This is a genomic window from Rhodobacter sp. P2_H5, from assembly GCF_056403335.1.
The window spans coordinates 1-16,958 of sequence record NZ_JBFUFS010000022.1; the positions used below are offsets into that span (position 1 = coordinate 1).

General features: G+C 65.1%; 18 protein-coding genes. 8 read left to right on the forward strand and 10 right to left on the reverse strand.

Translation table 11 applies throughout. The features are described from left to right. Positions 1-181: 181 nt before the first annotated feature. Together AC1DVR_RS20370 and AC1DVR_RS20375 are read right to left on the reverse strand one after the other, a co-directional pair. Positions 182-1,846, reverse strand: a complete 1,665-nt coding sequence (locus AC1DVR_RS20370; RefSeq protein ID WP_478002444.1) for an amidohydrolase — start codon at positions 1,844-1,846, stop codon at positions 182-184. Positions 1,847-1,950: 104 nt separating this feature from the next. Beyond that, the gene (locus AC1DVR_RS20375; RefSeq protein WP_478002445.1) at positions 1,951-2,928 is read right to left on the reverse strand and encodes an agmatinase; all 978 of its coding nucleotides are present in this window, start codon (positions 2,926-2,928) and stop codon (positions 1,951-1,953) included. Between the two features lie 213 nt (positions 2,929-3,141). Between AC1DVR_RS20375 and AC1DVR_RS20380 the strand changes: the two genes are divergently transcribed. Both AC1DVR_RS20380 and AC1DVR_RS20385 read left to right on the forward strand, forming a co-directional pair. Continuing rightward, a complete protein-coding gene (locus AC1DVR_RS20380; protein ID WP_478002446.1) occupies positions 3,142-3,522 on the forward strand; it encodes a bactofilin family protein in 381 nt (126 codons plus the stop codon). A 24-nt stretch (positions 3,523-3,546) separates the two neighbouring features. Beyond that, the gene (locus tag AC1DVR_RS20385) at positions 3,547-4,332 is read left to right on the forward strand and encodes an enoyl-CoA hydratase (RefSeq protein ID WP_478002447.1); all 786 of its coding nucleotides are present in this window, start codon (positions 3,547-3,549) and stop codon (positions 4,330-4,332) included. A 3-nt stretch (positions 4,333-4,335) separates the two neighbouring features. Here AC1DVR_RS20385 and AC1DVR_RS20390 read toward each other — a convergent pair whose 3' ends face one another. The 4 genes from AC1DVR_RS20390 to AC1DVR_RS20405 all read right to left on the reverse strand — a co-directional run bounded on the left by AC1DVR_RS20390 (position 4,336) and on the right by AC1DVR_RS20405 (position 8,784). Further along, complete coding sequence (locus AC1DVR_RS20390; protein ID WP_478002448.1) at positions 4,336-5,517, reverse strand: MFS transporter; 1,182 nt, start codon at positions 5,515-5,517, stop codon at positions 4,336-4,338. Then, on the reverse strand, positions 5,514-6,992 hold the full coding sequence (locus tag AC1DVR_RS20395) for a carboxypeptidase M32 (protein ID WP_478002449.1): 1,479 nt from the start codon (positions 6,990-6,992) through the stop codon (positions 5,514-5,516). The genes AC1DVR_RS20390 and AC1DVR_RS20395 overlap by 4 nt, the downstream gene beginning before the upstream one ends. Beyond that, positions 6,989-8,140, reverse strand: a complete 1,152-nt coding sequence (gene ctaA / locus AC1DVR_RS20400) for a heme A synthase (protein WP_478002451.1) — start codon at positions 8,138-8,140, stop codon at positions 6,989-6,991. The genes AC1DVR_RS20395 and ctaA overlap by 4 nt, the downstream gene beginning before the upstream one ends. A gap of 218 nt (positions 8,141-8,358) precedes the next feature. Further along, the gene (locus AC1DVR_RS20405) at positions 8,359-8,784 is read right to left on the reverse strand and encodes an Rrf2 family transcriptional regulator (protein ID WP_478002452.1); all 426 of its coding nucleotides are present in this window, start codon (positions 8,782-8,784) and stop codon (positions 8,359-8,361) included. 145 nt (positions 8,785-8,929) lie between these two features. Between AC1DVR_RS20405 and AC1DVR_RS20410 the strand changes: the two genes are divergently transcribed. The 5 genes from AC1DVR_RS20410 to AC1DVR_RS20430 all read left to right on the forward strand — a co-directional run bounded on the left by AC1DVR_RS20410 (position 8,930) and on the right by AC1DVR_RS20430 (position 12,962). Then, positions 8,930-9,826, forward strand: coding sequence for an NAD(P)/FAD-dependent oxidoreductase (locus tag AC1DVR_RS20410; protein WP_478002453.1), 897 nt, complete (start codon positions 8,930-8,932; stop codon positions 9,824-9,826). A 4-nt stretch (positions 9,827-9,830) separates the two neighbouring features. Beyond that, the gene (locus tag AC1DVR_RS20415; protein WP_478002454.1) at positions 9,831-10,511 is read left to right on the forward strand and encodes a class I SAM-dependent methyltransferase; all 681 of its coding nucleotides are present in this window, start codon (positions 9,831-9,833) and stop codon (positions 10,509-10,511) included. A 515-nt stretch (positions 10,512-11,026) separates the two neighbouring features. Next, entirely contained in the window at positions 11,027-11,500 is a 474-nt protein-coding gene (locus AC1DVR_RS20420; RefSeq protein ID WP_478002455.1) for a hypothetical protein, read from the forward strand. Positions 11,501-12,117: 617 nt separating this feature from the next. Next, on the forward strand, positions 12,118-12,600 hold the full coding sequence (locus AC1DVR_RS20425) for an ankyrin repeat domain-containing protein (RefSeq protein ID WP_478002456.1): 483 nt from the start codon (positions 12,118-12,120) through the stop codon (positions 12,598-12,600). 32 nt (positions 12,601-12,632) lie between these two features. Next, the gene (locus AC1DVR_RS20430; protein WP_478002458.1) at positions 12,633-12,962 is read left to right on the forward strand and encodes a hypothetical protein; all 330 of its coding nucleotides are present in this window, start codon (positions 12,633-12,635) and stop codon (positions 12,960-12,962) included. A gap of 34 nt (positions 12,963-12,996) precedes the next feature. Here AC1DVR_RS20430 and AC1DVR_RS20435 read toward each other — a convergent pair whose 3' ends face one another. Beyond that, the gene (locus AC1DVR_RS20435) at positions 12,997-13,737 is read right to left on the reverse strand and encodes a hypothetical protein (RefSeq protein WP_478002459.1); all 741 of its coding nucleotides are present in this window, start codon (positions 13,735-13,737) and stop codon (positions 12,997-12,999) included. Positions 13,738-13,824: 87 nt separating this feature from the next. After that, the gene (map, locus tag AC1DVR_RS20440; protein ID WP_478002461.1) at positions 13,825-14,574 is read right to left on the reverse strand and encodes a type I methionyl aminopeptidase; all 750 of its coding nucleotides are present in this window, start codon (positions 14,572-14,574) and stop codon (positions 13,825-13,827) included. A gap of 162 nt (positions 14,575-14,736) precedes the next feature. On the opposite strand from map, the gene AC1DVR_RS20445 reads away from it, so the two are divergent. Beyond that, positions 14,737-15,564 (forward strand): class I SAM-dependent methyltransferase, encoded by an 828-nt coding sequence (locus tag AC1DVR_RS20445; RefSeq protein ID WP_478002462.1) that lies wholly within the window; start codon positions 14,737-14,739, stop codon positions 15,562-15,564. Between the two features lie 58 nt (positions 15,565-15,622). Here AC1DVR_RS20445 and AC1DVR_RS20450 read toward each other — a convergent pair whose 3' ends face one another. Both AC1DVR_RS20450 and AC1DVR_RS20455 read right to left on the reverse strand, forming a co-directional pair. Next, positions 15,623-15,964 (reverse strand): VOC family protein, encoded by a 342-nt coding sequence (locus AC1DVR_RS20450; protein WP_478002463.1) that lies wholly within the window; start codon positions 15,962-15,964, stop codon positions 15,623-15,625. Between the two features lie 205 nt (positions 15,965-16,169). Then, positions 16,170-16,907 (reverse strand): RNA methyltransferase, encoded by a 738-nt coding sequence (locus AC1DVR_RS20455; RefSeq protein ID WP_478002464.1) that lies wholly within the window; start codon positions 16,905-16,907, stop codon positions 16,170-16,172. Positions 16,908-16,958: the final 51 nt, after the last annotated feature.

The window sequence follows — 16,958 nt, forward strand, 5'->3', positions numbered from 1 at the left end:
AGGAGGCGGTATTTAGGGAAACACAACAAAACCCGCAAGCACAAAAAACACCCTTCATGACGATTTCTTGTCAGACCCAGTAAAACTTGGACTTTTTCAGCGCTTCGCCCCCAACCGACTCATCCAACGAAAACGGCCGGAACCCAAACATCCCGGCCGCAACCCAAATCCTGTGGATAACTCAAACGAATCCAACCCCTTGATACGTGATTCGGCCCCCGCAAACCGTCAAACCGATTCCCAAGGTGCCGAGTCGGTCATCCGGAACCGCTTCGATATCCCCGTCGATCAACACCAGATCCGCCGCCATCCCCGGACGGATCGTGCCGGTCACGCCCTCCATATGCGCGGCAAAGGCCCCGCCTGCCGTATAGGCGTGCAGCGCCGCCATCCGGTCGAGGCCCTGGGCGGTCCCGCCTTCATAGGCCGGCCGCGTCGCATTGGCCTGCATCCCGCGCAGCACCGAGACATCCGCCACCGGCCAGTCCGAGGCGAATGCCACCCGCGCCCCCGCCTCCGCGAGGTCGCGGCAGAGGTAGGCATCCTTCCAGCGCTCGGGCGCGAAGACCGTCTCCATGGCACCGATCGGGAAATCCATCGCGCCGGGCGGGTGCGGCGGCTGCAAGCTGGCGGTGATCTCCAGCTCCGCCAGACGCGGCACGTCGCTGCGGTTGATCAGCTCGATATGTTCGATGCGGTGGCGACGGTCGTGCTTGCCATTGGCCCGCGCGGCTGCCTCATAGCCGTCGATGGTCTGGCGCACCGCGCCGTCGCCGATGGCATGGACGGCGATCTGCAGGCCACGGCGGTCGATCTCGACGCAGACCTCGTTGAAGCGCGCCGCGTCAAAGAGGGGGAAGCTGCGATGCCCCGGCACTCCGGGATAATCCTCCAGCATATAGGCGGTGCGGCTGTCGACCACGCCATCCATGAACATCTTGACGAACCCCGACGACAGCCATTCATCCTGATAGGCCGCCGTCATCGCAGAGGCGCGGTCGAGTTCCGAAAGCGCCATCTCGGGCTTCATATGGAAGGGCACCTTGACCCGCTGGGTCAGCCGCCCCTCATCCCGCATCTCGGCCAGAAGCTGCAGCGTGTAAAGGCTGCCATCCATCGTCACGAGGCTGGTAATCCCCTGCGCCGCGCAATGCGCCATGCCGCGGGCGATATGGTCCTTGTCGATGGCCCTTTCGGCATCCGTGGGCCAGGTCGCAGGCTCTGCCCCGCGCGCAATCGCGAGGTACATGCGCGAGACCCCGGCCAGCGCCAGGATCGCGTCAAAGGCCTCAAACTCCAGAAGCTCGCCCGAGGCCAGCCCATCCGCCCCCATCACCACCTCATGGCCATGCGGCATCTCGGCCCCCTGCAGCAGCCCCGCCGTCTGCAGGGCCACGGTATTGGCCCAGACGGTATGGTGGTCCATCGCCCGGATCGCGATCGGCCGGTCGGCAAAGATCTCGTCCAGCGCCTGCCGCGTCACCCCGCCTGGCAGCAGCGAATAATCCGCCCCCTCCGCCATCAGAAACCCGTCGCGCCCCTTGGCATAGTCCTGAAACGCCGCCTTCAGCGCTTCCATCCCATGCACCCCGGTCAGTTGCAGGTGGTTGAGCTCGGCCCCGCCAAACAGATGCATGTGGCTCTCAAAGAACCCGGGCAGCAGGCTGCGCCCGCCCGCCTCGATCACGCTTGTCTCCGGCCCCCGCAGGGCCAAAACCTCCGCCGCCGTCCCCACCGCCAAGATGCGCCCGCCCGCCACGGCCACCGCCTCGGCCCGCGGCAGCTTCGGGTCCATCGTCAGAACCCGCGCCCCTGTCACGATCATCTCAGCCACAAGATCAGCCATCCGGGCTCTCCTTTTCATTGGTCTTCAAATATCCCGGGGGGGTCCAGGGGGGCAGAGCCCCCCGGCCTCCCGCGGCCGCAGGCCCCTTCAGGCATCCCGCAGGCCTATTTCGCCAGCCGCTCTGCCATCACGCAAAGCATCTCGAACATCAGACTGATCCCCAGCCAGGCCGTCCCCCCCGCCTGATCGAACGGCGGCGAAACCTCGACCAGATCCGCGCCGATGATATTCAGCCCGCGCAAGGCGCGCGCCACCTGCAGGGCCTGCCAGGAGTTCGGGCCGCCCACTTCCGGCGTCCCGGTGCCGGGCGCGAAGGTCGGGTCGACGAAGTCGATGTCATAGGTGACATAGGTCTCGCCGTCGCCGACGATGCTGCGCACTTCGGCCATCACGTCCTCGACCCCGCGACGGTGGAATTCGTCGATGCCGATGATGCGGATGCCGTGTTCGGCGGCATAGTCCCAGTCCTCACGCCCGTAAGCCGTGCCGCGAATGCCGATCAGGACATAGCGTTTGGGGTCGATCAGCCCCTCTTCCATCGCGCGGCGGAAGGGGGTGCCATGGGTGTATTTGCCGGTGCCGAAATAGACGTCGTTCAGATCGGTATGGCTGTCGAACTGGATCAGGCCCAGCTTTTGCCCCTCGGGGCGCCCCTTGCCCAAAGCGCGCAGGATCGGCAGCGTGCAGAGGTGGTCGCCGCCCCCGGTCAAGGGCAGAACCCCCGCCTTCCGCAGCCGGGTGTAGAAGGCCTCCATCCGGGCCAGACTGTCCATCAGGTCCGCCGGGTTCGGCGCCACATCGCCCAGGTCAGCGCAATTGGCCAGGGCGAAGGGCGCCACCCAGGTCGAGCCGTTCTGCGCCCGGATCATGGTGGACAGATCGCGCAGCTGGCGCGGTCCGTGGCGCGGGCCCGGGCGGTTCGTCGTCCCGCCATCCCAGGGCGCACCCACCAGGCCGATCTGCACCTCGGCAAAGCGCGGGTGGTCGAAGTCCACCACCGGCAGCCGCATGAAGCTCGGCACCCCGGCGAATCGCGGCAGGTCAAAGCCCGATACCGGTTGGAAGAAAGGATCGCCCGCCATGCTCTTGTCTCCGTTCGTTGCACCCGGCCCGCATCCGGGCCGCCGTTGGCCCGGGTCTGGCCCGCTGTTCCGCCGCAGTCAAGCAGCGCAGCCCCCCGCCTGCTGGCCAATGCGCGACACCTTCTGGCGCGAAACAGCCCCGAGACCCATCCACCACTTGACCCCGCCCGCCCTATCAGTCCTTATCCCTGCAACCACCCAGGGACAGACCTCATGTTCAGCAAATCCGCCGACACCACCCCGCCGCCCGCCCCCGCCGCTTCGCCGCGGGCCTCGGGCAATTCCAACCGCTCCGTTCTCGCCGCCGATCTGCGGATCACCGGCGAGATCTCCTCGACCGGCACGATCGAAGTGCTGGGCGAGATCGAGGGCAACATCACCTCCAAGGGCCTGATCATCGGCGCCGAGGGCCGGGTCTCCGGCACCGTCTCGGCCGAGAATGTCGAAGTGCGCGGCAAGCTCGACGGGTCGGTCGCGACCCACGGCTTTGCGCTGCGCGCCTCGGCCGAGGTGCAGGCCGATGTGCTTTACACCACCTTGATGATCGAAAACGGCGCCTCGATCGAAGGCAAGTTCGCAGTGAACAAGGCCTGAACGGTCCCGGCGCGGGAGATTGGGATGAACCAGATCCTCTTGCGTGCCGACCAGGGCCCGGTGGCCGTGCTGGTGCTGAACCAGCCGGCCAAGCTGAACCCCCTGTCCAATGCGATGCTGGCAGCCCTCGAATCCGAGCTGGATGCCATAGCCAGCGACCCTGCCCTGCGGGTTCTGGTCATCAGGGCCGAGGGCAAGGCCTTCTGCGCCGGCCATGACCTGCGCGAGATCCAGGCCGCCCGCCAATCGCCCGACGGCGGCGCTGCCGAATTTGCCGCGCTCTTCGACGCCTGTGGCCGCGTCATGCAGAAAATCGCGGGCCTGCCGAAACCTGTCATCGCCGCCGTCCAAGGCATCGCCACTGCCGCCGGCTGCCAGCTGGTCGCGAGCTGCGACATGGTGGTCGCCTCCGATCACGCCCGCTTCGGGGTCAACGGCGTCAACATCGGCCTCTTCTGCTCCACGCCCATCGTGGCCCTGTCGCGCAAGATCGCCCCCTCCGCCGCCTTCGAACTGGCCGCCACCGGCGATTTCCTCGATGCCCAGCGCGCCCTCGCCCTTGGCCTCGTCACCCGCGTCACCCCTCCCGAGGGGCTGGAGGCCGAGGCCATGGCGCTCGCCCAGCGTCTGGCGCAGAAACTCCCCTCCGCCCTCGCCCTCGGCAAAGCCGCCTTCGCCGCGCAAAGCGGCCTGCCCCTGGCTGCGGCCTATGCCGCCGCCGGGGCCGCGATGGTGGAAAACCTGCTCGATGCCGACACGGCCGAGGGGATCAGCGCCTTCCTCGACAAGCGCCCGCCGCACTGGACCTGACTGCTACCCCGCCAAAGGCCGCGGGCGCAGCAGAACCAAAGCCACCGCCAGCCCGACCACCGCGCAGATCACCAGCAGCGCATAAATCGCCCCCGGCCCATGATGGTCCAGCAAATAGGCCCCGAGGATCGGTGCCGCCGCCGTCGCGAGAATGGGCGAGACGGCCACCGCCCCCGAAATCGCCCCGAAGCCGCGCCGCCCCAGCACATCGCCGATCAGCATCGGCCGCATGATCGACATGAGGCCGACCCCCGCGCCCTGCACCGCAACCACCAGAAAAACCAGCTCCGGCGCCAGCCCCGCCAGCAGCAGCAGAAAAGCCGCCACCACGACCATGGCCAAGGCCACCTTGGTCGCCACCGCATTGACGATCCGCCCGCCGCCAAAGACCAGAACCAGCCGCCCGGCCAGTTGCGCCGGGCCAAGGCAGGCCGCCGCCAGCGTGGCCCAGCCCCGGCTGACGCCGCGCTCCTCGAACAGGGGCAGGATGAAGGTCACCAGCATGCCATGCGCCAGCCAGATCAGCGCCAGCATCACCGCAATCGCCCAGAAGGCCGGCCGCCGCAGCGCCGCCCGCAAGGCGCCCGAGTTGTCCGCCCGGGTCGCCGCCACTTCCGGCCCGCGCAGCAACCAGACCGCGGCGATATTCAAGGGCACCGTGCCAAACAGGGTCAAAGCGGCAAAGCCCAGATAGGCCTCGCGCCCGCCAAAGGCGCTGCCCATCCAGTGGCCCAAGGGAAAGGTCACCGTCCCCGACAGCCCGGCCACCAGCGTGATCCTTGTGATCGCGGTGCGCGAATGGTCGGGCAGGCGCCGGGTCAGCAGGGCAAAGACGCTTTCATAAAGCGACCCCGCCTGGGCGATCCCCAGAACGCCCCAGACCGCCCACCATTGCCAGACGCTCTGCACCACCGACAACAGCGCCACGCCAAGCGCCGCCAGCACCGGCAGCACCATCATCATCCGCCCGCCCTGCCCGCGGTCGATCACCCGCCCGGTCAGGGGCGTCAGTGCCGCCATCACCAGAAACGACAGCGTCGGCCCCGCCGCCAGTTCGGCCTTGCTCCAGCCGGTTTCGGCCTGCAAATCCGGCAGAAGCGCCGGAAAGGCATAGAACAGCCCGGCGTAGATCAACAACTGCCCCAGCGCGAGCAGCCAGACCGCAAGGCTTTCGTTGCGGCTCACAATCCGTACAGCGCCCCGAACTTGGCTTCGAGATAGTCGAGCAGCGGCGCCTCGGTGGGTTCAAAGCCGCAGGCATGGGTGATCGTCTCGCGCGGGCTGCGCAAGCCGCCATGGCGCTGCAAATTCTCGCGCAGCCATTCGACCGCAGAGGTCGTCTCGCCCTTGGCCAAATGGTCCTCCAGATCCGGCACCGCAGCCTGCAACGCCTGCCACAGGCAGCCGGCATAGACATTGCCGAGGGTATAGGTCGGGAAATAGCCGAAAAGCCCCACCGACCAATGCACATCCTGCAACATGCCATGCGAGGGCCGATCGACCTTCACACCGAAGTCCTTGAAGAAGCGCTCGTTCCAGGCGCCTTCCAGATCGGCCACCGCCAGATCACCGCGCACCAAGGCGCGCTCCAGATCGAAGCGCATCATGATGTGCAGGTTGTAATGCACCTCGTCCGCCTCGGTCCGGATGAAGCCCGGCTGCACCCGGTTGACCGCCTTGTAGAAGCCCGTCGCATCCTTGACGCCCAGATCGTCGAAGCGGTCCTTCATCTCGCCGTAAAGGTATGCGGTGAAGCCACGCCCCCGCCCGATCTGGTTTTCATAGATCCGGCTCTGGCTTTCATGCACCCCCATCGACACGCCGCGCCCCAGAGGCGTCAGCTTGTAATCGGGGTCGATGTTCAGCTCGTAGCTCGAATGGCCGACCTCATGGATGGTCGAATAGATGCAGTTGAAAGGCTCGGTCTCGACCACCCGCGTCGTGATCCGGCTGTCGCTGGCCGAACCCGAGGAGAAGGGATGCACCGCCAGATCAATCCGCCCCCGGCTCCAGTCATAACCGAAGGCCGAGGCGAGGTCGCGCGCCAGCCGCATCTGCGCCGCCTCGCCATAGCGTCCGGTCAGGGCCTTGGGCGCGGGCTTGTCCAGCACCGCGGCACGCAAGGCAACCAGCCTTGGCCGCATCCGGTCGAACATCGCGCCGATGCTTTCCGCCGTGGCACCCGGTTCGTAGTCGTCCAAGAGCGCGTCATAAAGATCGCCGCCCTGGGCGAGGCAAGCCGCCTCTTGGCGCCGCAGGTCGATCACTTCGGACAAGGTCGGCAGGAAATCCGCCACCCGGTCATTGGCCCGCGCCTCGGCCCAGACCCCTTGCGCCACCGAAGTCACCTGCGCCAGCTTTTGGGCGAGGTCGGAGGGCACCTTGGTCGCCCGCACGAAACTGCGCCGGATCAGGCGCAGCTGCGCCAGCCCCTCGGCATCCTGCGGGTCCGCCGCCTCCAGCCAGTCGGCGATGCGCGGGTCGGTGCGGCGGGCGTGCATCACACCCTCCATCGCCGCCATCTCCTCGCCGCGCTGTTCGGCAGCGCCGCGCGGCATCATGGTCTCCTGATCCCAGCCGAGCCTTTCGGCCACCAGACCCAAAGCCTCGGTCTGGCGCTGGAAGGCCATCAACTGCTCATATGCGTGATTGTTCGTCATGCCGTTCCCTTCCGGATCGAGCCTTGGACCGGATACGCCGCCATGTGCCGCGCCCGGATCACCAGAACCCACAAGACCACCGCGCCGACCTGGTGCGTGATCGCCATATGCAACTGCGCCGCCGAAAGCGCCGTGAAGATGCCCAAGGCCACCTGCGCCAGAAGCATCGCCATCATCAGGTTGAACGCCGTCCGCGTCGCCTTGTACGCCGACTTGCGCCCCCTGAGCCACGCCACCACCCCAAAGGCGAACAAGAGATAGCCCGAGATGCGGTGCACGAACTGCACCAGCCCCGGATTGGCCCACAAAGGCACGCCCGGCACATCAAACGCATCCGCCGGAAAGAAGCTGCCGTTCATATCCGGCCAGGTCGGATAATTCCGCCCCGCATCAATTCCCGCCACCAGGGCACCCAGGATGATCTGCAGGAACAGGAAATGCATGACCCCGGTCGAAAGCCCGAAGAGCTTCCTCTCCCCACTCCGCCGCGCCGTCAGAAGGTCGGTCTCGCTCCGCCCCAGCAGGAATACCCACCAGGCGATGAAGCCAAAGATCACAAAAGCCCCGCCCAGATGCACCGCCAGCCGGTAAGATGCGACCGAAGTCATCGCCCCGGTGAGGCCCGAAGCCACCATCCACCAGCCAATCGCCCCCTGAATCCCGATCAGGATCCCCAGACCCCACAGCCGCGGCGCCCAGCCCGGCGGCACCCGCCGCGTCAGCGCGAAGAAGCCAAAGCCAATTGCCCAGACCAGCCCAATCACCCGCCCCAGCTCGCGATGCCCCCATTCCCACCAGAAGATCTGCTTGAACGCCGCGAGGTCCATCGAGGCGTTGAGGATCTGCCCCTGCGGGCTCGCCTGATACTTGGCAAACTCCGCTGCCCAATCGGCCTCAGACATCGGCGGCAAAGCCCCCATGACCGGGTTCCACTCGGTGATCGACAGCCCGCTCTCGGTCAGCCTTGTCAGCCCCCCCACCGCGATCATCACCGCCACCAGCGCGAAGATCACCATGAGCCAGACCCTGACCGCCCCCCGCGCCCCCGCAGGCCGCGTGGCAATCATGCCCCCAGCCGGAGCCTTGCCAGGAGCCCTGGAGCCACCCTCCGCCCCGACCTCTTCAAAAATGCTGCGCTTGCCCGCCATCCCAAGCCCCTTGATCCGTTGCCCGGACCCTAGTCCGCCAAGGGGGGGCCTTCAAGGGCGCGTGGGTGTTGCCGTGGGGTGGCACATTGACACGAGGCGCGGGTCTGAGCCCAAATTACCGGGCTACGCTGCCGCAACATTTCGCCGGTGCAGAGATTTGGCATTGGCGGTTCAGGCCCTTGGCGGACCTTCGTGGGTACCGCAGCGAATGGCAGCTCTCACGCCTCCGCTTGCGCTTCTGAATTCGGGTCAATTTGATCAAGCGTCAGCGCACCGAAACGCTTGGCGAACAGGCCCTGCGCCTCTCGCATCGTTTCGGCCATGACGGCATTGACCTTCTGCTCGACGAGGCAACTGCCGTTTTCACTGCGATTGCCGATGGCAAACAATGTGGGGCGACCAAGCGCCTCATAAACCGCCAGCAAGGTGATCTGCGCAAGCGGTCGCGACAACTGCCATCCCCCGCCGCGGCCCTTGCCCGACTGGACGATTCCGGCGTCGCGAAGGCCTGCCATTGTCCGGCGGAAGACGGCCGGGTTTGTGCCCATGCTGCGCGCCAGAATCTCGGACGTCACCGGCGCGTCGGTCTGCGCCATATGCAGCAGGACGTGAAGCACATCCGAAAGGCGGGTGTCCTTGTTCATGACAGCTCCTTGTCTGGCTGCGGGGGTCACGGCGGTCTGAGCAAATATAGTTCGTATCTCCTATTGATACAATATCCGCGTTCTTTTATGTAACTTCGACTGATACGATATCGGGCGCATCGCCCCCCCTGCGGAAGGAAAGCACATGTTTTACGATACGATCATTGTGGGCGGCAGCTTCGCCGGCCTGTCGGCGGCAATGTATCTGGCCCGGGCGCGACGTTCCGTGCTGGTTCTTGATACCGGCAAGCCCCGCAACCGCTTCGCCAGGGAATCGCACGGGTTCTTCGCTCAGGACGGCAGCAGCCCTCTCGCGATGCTCGAGACGATGCGGCGCCAGGTCGGAGCCTATCCGACCGTGCAGTTCCTTGACCGGATGGCCACCGATACTGTCCGCAAGGACAAAGGCTTTCGCATCACCCTCGATGACGGGGAAACGGTTGCCGGATCGACCGTGCTGCTGGCCTTCGGCGTGAGCGACCTGCTGCCCGATCTGGAAGGCGTCGCGCAGCGATGGGGCAGCACCGTCATTCACTGCCCTTACTGCCACGGATACGAGTTCAGCGGCCAGCGACTCGGCGTTCTCAACCTGTCAAAGATGTCTGGCCATCAGGCGACGTTGATCACGGAATGGGGTCCGACGACCTTCTTCCTCGACGGCGCCACGATAGAGCCCGATCTGCGGGCGGAGTTGGGGCGGCGCGGCGCGGTCATCGAACCCAGACCCGTCGCGCGTCTGGTCGGGCAAGGCATCGGCCTCTCCGGGGTGCAACTGCAAGATGGCACGGTGACGCCCATCGACGCGCTCTTCATCGGGCCAGCCTACCGGTTTAACAGTGATCTGCCAAAGATCCTCGGATGCGCGGTGGACGACGGTCCCTTGGGGCCCATGGTGACCGTGGACGACCTGAAGGCGACCACGGTTCCGGGCGTCTATGCCGCCGGTGACATCACGCGCTGGGGGCATACCCTTGCTTTCGCCTCGGCCGATGGGGTCATGGCTGCGCTGGCCATTCACCGCTCTCTCGCCTTCGGAGGCTAAGTCCATGGCGCACGCACACTCCCCCTTTGCCGACCCTGCCAAGGTCGCCTCCTACGCCGAAAATGCCCGGCGCAACGTGCCCGGCCTGGCCGATCTGCATCGCATGGTGACGCTGCTTCTGGCCGAAGGCGCACCGCATTCCGCCCATATCCTCGTGGTCGGGGCCGGCGGCGGCATGGAGACGGCGGCCATGGCGCAGTCGCAGCCCTCCTGGAGGTTCACCGGAGTTGATCCCTCACCCGCCATGCTTGATCTGGCGCGCGAGACGACCCGCCCCCATGCCGAACGCATCAATCTGGTCGAGGGCCGGGTGAGCGATCTGCCGCAGGACCGCTACGACGGTGCGACCTGCCTGCTGACCTTTCACCACCTTGCCCGCGACGAGCGCCTTCCCATCCTGCGCGAGATCCGCAGCCGGTTGAAACAGGGCGCTCCGCTCGTCTTCGTGGAACACACGGCAATCGACCCGGACCCGGCCCGGTTGATGGGCCTGTCGGTCGCGTTCCGCGACCGCGACGACCCGGATTGGGAAAAGGCATCCGAGGCCGGAGCGACCATGACACGGCATCTGTCCTTGTTGACCCCACCCGAAACAGAAGCCCTCCTGCGCGACGCCGGGTTCGGCGAGATGGCGTTATTCTACGCCGCCCTATCGCTCCGGGGCTGGGTCGCGCGAAGGGCGTAGAGGATTGATCGCGACATGAAACGGCCCGGAGGGCAGCTTCGTCCCGCATCGCAGACATCCCCCTCACCCCGTCAGCCCCCCACCATCGCGCCCTTCCCGGTCGCCACCACCCTACGCCCATACGGCACCGCCGGGGCCGCAGGTTGGGCAAAAATCGTCCAGCCGCAGATCTCCTCCTTGCCCCAAAGCGCCTCACGACACCGTCAGCACCGCTGCGCCACCCGCCCGCTGCGTCGGACCACGGGAACCAACCGGAGCGTCGCCTCTCCAAAAACATTGCGCTCGCCCGCCATCCCAAGCCCCTCGATCCGGTGCCCGGACCCTGTTGCGCCAAGGGGGCCGTCAAGGGCGCTTTGGTGTTGCAGTGGGGTGGCACATTGACACGAGGGGCGGGTCAGAGGCCAAACTGCCGGACTCCGCCGCCGCAACATTTCGCAAGTTCAGAAATTTGGCATCGGCGGTTTCGACCGGATAGCCGACCTTGCCAAACTCGACCGCTCAATCCACATTATGCCATGGAATACTTTACGCGGGCTTGGGCCATCGGTGAACTCTCTGACGATGAGTGGGACAAAGTACTGCCAGCTTATCAAGCGTATATCGACACTCTCGATCACAACTCGGCAGTCTGGCGATTTGCAACCACGGTAGGGCTGAACGACGCCATTTTTGACCGGATGGACATCGGGTCCGGAGATGTGCGGCTGCAACTTCTGACGGGGAACCTGCAGCGCGGATACTTTCACACCGCTATCACATACCGGAATGCGAATGTAACCATCGGGCAAGATGCCCTCGCACAGGCGGTGGAGAACCCCACGACCGAGATTTGGTATGACGAGTTCTCAGGTTGCACGTCCGGGATGGTCCACCGGTTTCTGTTGGTGGAGACTGGCGGAACTGAAGACCGGGGAGAGGTTCACATCACGTTCACGTCCTTCGAGTTCTGTGAGACTCCAGCGCCAGGCAGGGAACTTCCCGCCCGTTAACTGGTGCTTCCGCCAAACACCCCACCGCAGACATTGGCCGCCACTGCAGCGCGCTGCAGGAAAGTCCGCGTGGCAAACATCCCCTCACCTCGGCACCACCCCCACAATCGCGCTCTTCCGGGTCGCCACCACCCTATGCTCATACGGCACCGCCGGGGCCGCGGGCGCGGCGTAAAGCGTCCAGCCATCCCACCCCTCACTGGCCCAAAGCCCGCTCGGCGACAGGAAAGGCGCCACCATCAGCACCACTGCGCCACCAGCCCGCTGCGTCGGACCACGGGAATCAAGCGGAGCGTCGCCTCTCCAAAAAACATTGCGCTTGCCCGCCACCCCAAGCCCCTTGATCCGTTGCCCGGACCCTGGTGCGCCAAGGGGGCCGTCAAGGGCGCGCGGTTGGGGTGCGCTGGCCATGTGACTGCCGTGCTGCGCGCCCCTTCGGACAGCCCCACCCTCATCAATGCGGATAGGCTCAAGAATCGCCGACCTCACTTGCCAGAGATTGCAAATCGGACATAGTCGTCCAACCCCCGCGCGGCCAAAACCGGAAGTTGAACCGCTTCGCAGGAACACCCGCCCCTTTCATCAGTCAGATTAGAACCCAAAGACAAGTGAACAGCATGCCGAAGAGAAATGAGATTGGTTCACTTCACGCCGCCGTTTTGCGACACAGTTTGCCCGAAAGTGCCGCCGCGATCTCCGCAGGGGCGGATGTGAACGCCCGTGATCTCGAGGGACGAACCGCCCTGTTCTACGCTTGCATGGATGGCGAAGAGACGATCGTCGACGCACTCATCAGGGCGAATGCGGACGTCAACCTAAAGGACAAGGCCGGAGAAACACCGCTGCATTTCGCCGCGCGCTTCCATCGTGAACGGATCGCGGAACAGCTTTTGCGCGCAGGTGCCGCAGTCGACCCGCAAGACACACACGGCAACACCCCATTGTGGCGCGCCGTTTTCGAGTCGAAAGGACGTGGAGAGATGATCGCTCTCTTGCTTTCCTGCGGAGCGGACCGATCCCTGGAAAACAATCACGGCGTCTCTCCCCTCGGGCTTGCGCAGAGGATCGGGAATTTCAACGTGCATCAGTTTTTTGCTTGAGTGTTTGATCCCATAGTTTCACGGAGCGCCCCTTGACCACGGACATCCACGCCATCTTCGACAGCACCTTTTCCGGCGAGACAAGCGACGCTGTCTGGATCATCGACACCCCCGCCAACCGGATCTGGTTCGAGAAGGCCCAGACATACCTCGCGCCCGACAGCGCCCTTTTCCTCGTGGAACGTTACAGCTCCACCGAGGAGGCCCTTTGCCACATGATCTGGGGTATGATCGAGCATTTCCCGGATTGGCAACACATCACGGTCTGTGGCCTGGCGCCCGGCTTTCCGATTCCGAACGCACTGTCGTATGAAGGTCGCTGGGAAATCGGAAAGGACGGATGGGCTATGCACCGGATCTGAACAGCCGTTTGCCCCTCCCCCCGGCAAGGCCCCGTCAGATCTGCGCGGCAAAAGTTGCGATCACCTTCAGATAACAGGCGATCCGTGTTTCTGCGGGCATGGCGGCGTCCCAGGCAAATTCACTTGCGGGGCTGATAGACATGAACATCAGCAGGGGAAGCGGCATCCTTCCCGGGAGGGTCAGGGCAACGGCCGAAGACCAGATGGAAAGGCCCTCGAAGTCAAACCCAACCAGAACAAGAAGTTCGCTTCTGGTCCCGAATTGCACGACGAAACCGCGAAGTTTTCTGAGCGAGCCAGGTTGCGCCTCCACCTTGATCCAGGAGGGCTCAACCAACCCTTCCGCCGCTTTGACCGCAAGTTCCAGCAATCGTGCCTGAGTCATGGATCTTGTCAGCTTGGGTGACGGAAATCTTGGGATCGGAGGGTCACCCAGAGCCTTCCTCAGCGCGATGTTCTCATGCGCGAGGAAGTGGTGATCGCTATTCGACTGCTGCTGTTCGGACAAATTGGGGACGTGAAGCGCTTCAAATCGCGCCACGGCCAAGGCACTTCTGCGAAGTGTTGCGATCACCTCAGGATCACTGGAAATTGCCGTGTATCTTTGGTTTCCCTGTTTATTTCTGGGCACATAGGGCACATCTGTGACACACCCCTCGCCCAGAAAGTAGTCCTCCATGAACGACAGCGAATCGTTCATCGCCTTGACGACTTCGGGCCCACACTTGTTCGTCACACGCTCGATGTGTTCGGTCAGAACTTTGATCTCGTCCATGAGTTGCTGATTTTCTTCGTCATCCATGGATCGAGTGAAGCCACGGATATCCGTTCATTGTCAAACGTCCGCTTTGCCACCGCCCCCTCACCCCGGCAAGGTCACCACAATCGCCCCCTTCTCCGTCGCCACCACCGTATGCTCATATTGCACCACCGGGGCCGCGGGTTCGGCGTAAAGCGTCCAGCCATCCCGCCCCTCGTTGGCCCAAAGCCCGCCGAGCGACAGGAAGGGCTCCACCGTCAGCACAAGCCCCCGGTGCATCCGCCGCTTGTCGCCGCGCGTGGGCCAGGTCGGCACCTCGCCCGGTTCCTCGTGCAGGGCCCGGCCCACGCCGTGGCTCGCCAGGTTGCGGATCAGCGTATAGCCCCCAGCTTGCGCAAACCGCCCGATGGCAGCGCCAATCCCGGCCAGAGGCTTGCCCGCGCCCACCTGCGCCACCCCGATCTGCATGGCCTTGCGCCCATCCCGACACAGCCGCTCCAGCGAGGGTCGCACCGGCCCCATCCGGAACGTCGCCCCGGTATCGGCAAAATACCCGTCCTTGCTGGCCGAGACGTCGATATTCACCAGATCCCCGGCCCGGATCACCCGATCCCCCGGGATCCCATGCGCGATCTCTTCATTGATGCTGATGCAGGTCGCCCCCGGAAAAGCGTAAGTGGCCTCCGGGGCAGAGGTCGCCCCCTCCCGCTCCAGCAAGGCCCGACCGATGGTGTCCAGCTCGCGCGTCGTCATGCCCGGCTCCATCGCCCTGGCCATGGCATGCATCGTATTGGCCACGATCCGGCCGATCACCTTCAGCCCGTCCAGATCGTCTTCCTGCGTGATCGTCATCGCCGCCGCATCCCGCACCCCAAGCTTGCTGCATCTTTCCCTAAGCCTAGTCGGCAGCCGCCGGTCCCGCAAGCGCGCGCCGCCGGGCCCGGCTTCATTGATTTTTGGCCCGAGGTGCGGCAGACTTGCGGGGGTTGTCACAGGCGCAAAGGGGGGGCGGAGATGGCACAGCCGGATATTTCCGAACACTGGGGCACGGGCGATGTCTATGGCCGCATCCTGACCGCGATGCAGGAAGCGGGGCTTTCGCCCGACAGCGTGACGGTCGAGCAACTGGCCCCGGTCGACCATTTCCACGCCCGCGGCCTCGCCGCGACCGTCGAGCTTGCCAACGCGCTTCCGGTGCGGGCCGGCGACCATCTCGTCGACATCGGCTGTGGCATCGGCGGCCCCGCCCGTTATCTCAGCCGGCGTTTCGACTGTTCGGTGTCGGGAATCGACATCACCGCACCCTTCGTCGAGGCGGCCAACAAGCTCTCCGCCCTCGTTGGCCTGCAGGACCGGGTTGCCATCGTCCTGGGCGATGGCCAGCACCTGCCCTACCCCGACCAGATGTTCGACGGCGGCTATAGCCAGCATGTCACGATGAACGTCGCCGACCGCCCGCGCTTCTTCGCCGAGGCTTTCCGGGTGCTGAAACCCGGCGCCTGGTTTGCCCTGACCGAACACGGTCGCGGCAACGGCGCCGACCCGGTCTATCCCCTGCCCTGGTCCGAGGATGGCACGGGCGCCTATCTCGTGACGCCCGCCGAAACCGTGGCCTTCCTGCAAAAGGCCGGTTTTGTCGATGTGGCGGTGACCGACACCGGCCCCGCCTATCTGGCCGGCTACAAGCGCGCGATGGCACTGGCCCAAAGCGGCCAGTTGCCGCCCTTCGGCCTGCACATCCTGCTCGGCCCGGCCGCGCCCGCCAAAACAAGGAACGCCGCCCTCAACATCGAGGAGAACCGGACCCATCCGATCCAGGTCCTCTGCCGAAAGCCCGCGTAATCGCCGCCCCCCACGATCTCCCCCGTTGCGCAGAGGAGTTCCCCAGGGCGGGGCTACCTCAGACCTCGGACCAGATGCCCATTTCCACCCCACCCGGCGCGCGGAAGTGAAACCGCCGCCCGCCCGGAAAGCTGAAAATCGCCCTGGTCACCACGCCGCCGGCGGCCTCGACCCGGGCCAGCGCGGCCTCCAGATCGTCGGTCTTCAGGATGACCAGCGCCCGTCCCGCCGGGGTCGCACCTGAGCCGTCCAACCCGCCGTCCAGCCCCGCATCGGCAAAGGCCTGATACTCCGGCCCGTAATCGACAAAGCCCCAGCCGAAGGCCTGCGCGAAAAACCCCTTGCTCGCCGCCAGATCGCCACTGGCAAACTCCACATAGTCAATCTTCAGATCAGACATGGCGCCGCCCTCCCGGTTGCCACAATGTTCTAGAGCTTGCCGCCCCGTTTTTCAATGCGCCCCCGTTTCATTGGTCCATAAATATCCTCGGGGGTGCGGGGGGCGAGCCCCCCGTTCCGCCGCCGATCACGGTTAACAACACATGAAGAAACTTATCAGAATATAGCGAAAACAACATCTTACCAAAGATTGCACGCGTGCAATCTCACTCGCCCTGCTTTTTCAGCCGGTAAGCGATTTGCCGCAGCATGCCATGAAAGGTCTGAACCTCGGCCCGCGTCAGCCCCAGCCGCGACCACATGTTCCGCAGGCTCTGCTTCATCTTCGGCGCCTTCAATTCCGGAAAGAAGAACCCCGCCTCGTCCAGCTGGGTCTCGAAATGCCCGGCCAAAGCCGCGATTTCCCCGGCGTTGGCAAAATCCGCCCCGGCCATCTCCAGCACCATCCCCGGCACCTCGACCGTCTGCCGCCGCCATTCATAGGCCAGAAGCAGGACACATTGGGCGAGGTTCAGGCTGAAGAACTCCGGATTGACCGGCACCGTCACGATCGCATTGGCCCGGATGATGTCATCATTTTCCAAGCCCGCCCGCTCCGGCCCGAACAGGATCGCGACCTTCTTGCCCGAAGCAGCCATCGCCCGCACCAGTTCCATCGCGGCCTCGGGCGTATAGACCGGCTTCGTCAACTCCCGCCCCCGCGCCGTGGTGGCCAGAACGAAATCGCAGTCGGCCAGCGCCCCGTCGAGGTCCTCACTTATCCCGGCATTGTCCAGCACCCGCCCCGCGCCCGAGGCCATCGCCACCGCCTTCGGGTTGGGCCAGCCGTCGCGCGGCGCCACGACCCGCATCCGCTCCAGCCCGAAGTTCAGCATCGCCCGGGCGGCCCCGCCGATATTCTCGCCCATCTGCGGGCGGACCAGAACGAAAACAGGAGGGATCATCTGCAGGCCTCTCTTTGCGACCCGCCGCAGATACGCCTCCCCGTCCCCCCT

Bases quoted from the DNA above. Each gene is read 5' to 3' on its own strand.
- AC1DVR_RS20445 (WP_478002462.1), top strand. From the start codon at position 14,737: ATGGCACAGCCGGATATTTCCGAACACTGGGGCACGGGCGATGTCTAT.
- AC1DVR_RS20405 (WP_478002452.1), bottom strand. From the start codon at position 8,784: ATGAACAAGGACACCCGCCTTTCGGATGTGCTTCACGTCCTGCTGCAT.
- map (WP_478002461.1), bottom strand. From the start codon at position 14,574: ATGACGATCACGCAGGAAGACGATCTGGACGGGCTGAAGGTGATCGGC.
- AC1DVR_RS20435 (WP_478002459.1), bottom strand. From the start codon at position 13,737: ATGGACGAGATCAAAGTTCTGACCGAACACATCGAGCGTGTGACGAAC.
- AC1DVR_RS20420 (WP_478002455.1), top strand. From the start codon at position 11,027: ATGGAATACTTTACGCGGGCTTGGGCCATCGGTGAACTCTCTGACGAT.
- AC1DVR_RS20375 (WP_478002445.1), bottom strand. From the start codon at position 2,928: ATGGCGGGCGATCCTTTCTTCCAACCGGTATCGGGCTTTGACCTGCCG.
- AC1DVR_RS20450 (WP_478002463.1), bottom strand. From the start codon at position 15,964: ATGTCTGATCTGAAGATTGACTATGTGGAGTTTGCCAGTGGCGATCTG.
- AC1DVR_RS20380 (WP_478002446.1), top strand. From the start codon at position 3,142: ATGTTCAGCAAATCCGCCGACACCACCCCGCCGCCCGCCCCCGCCGCT.
- AC1DVR_RS20385 (WP_478002447.1), top strand. From the start codon at position 3,547: ATGAACCAGATCCTCTTGCGTGCCGACCAGGGCCCGGTGGCCGTGCTG.
- AC1DVR_RS20455 (WP_478002464.1), bottom strand. From the start codon at position 16,907: ATGATCCCTCCTGTTTTCGTTCTGGTCCGCCCGCAGATGGGCGAGAAT.
- AC1DVR_RS20370 (WP_478002444.1), bottom strand. From the start codon at position 1,846: ATGGCTGATCTTGTGGCTGAGATGATCGTGACAGGGGCGCGGGTTCTG.
- AC1DVR_RS20395 (WP_478002449.1), bottom strand. From the start codon at position 6,992: ATGACGAACAATCACGCATATGAGCAGTTGATGGCCTTCCAGCGCCAG.
- ctaA (WP_478002451.1), bottom strand. From the start codon at position 8,140: ATGGCGGGCAAGCGCAGCATTTTTGAAGAGGTCGGGGCGGAGGGTGGC.
- AC1DVR_RS20425 (WP_478002456.1), top strand. From the start codon at position 12,118: ATGCCGAAGAGAAATGAGATTGGTTCACTTCACGCCGCCGTTTTGCGA.
- AC1DVR_RS20410 (WP_478002453.1), top strand. From the start codon at position 8,930: ATGTTTTACGATACGATCATTGTGGGCGGCAGCTTCGCCGGCCTGTCG.
- AC1DVR_RS20415 (WP_478002454.1), top strand. From the start codon at position 9,831: ATGGCGCACGCACACTCCCCCTTTGCCGACCCTGCCAAGGTCGCCTCC.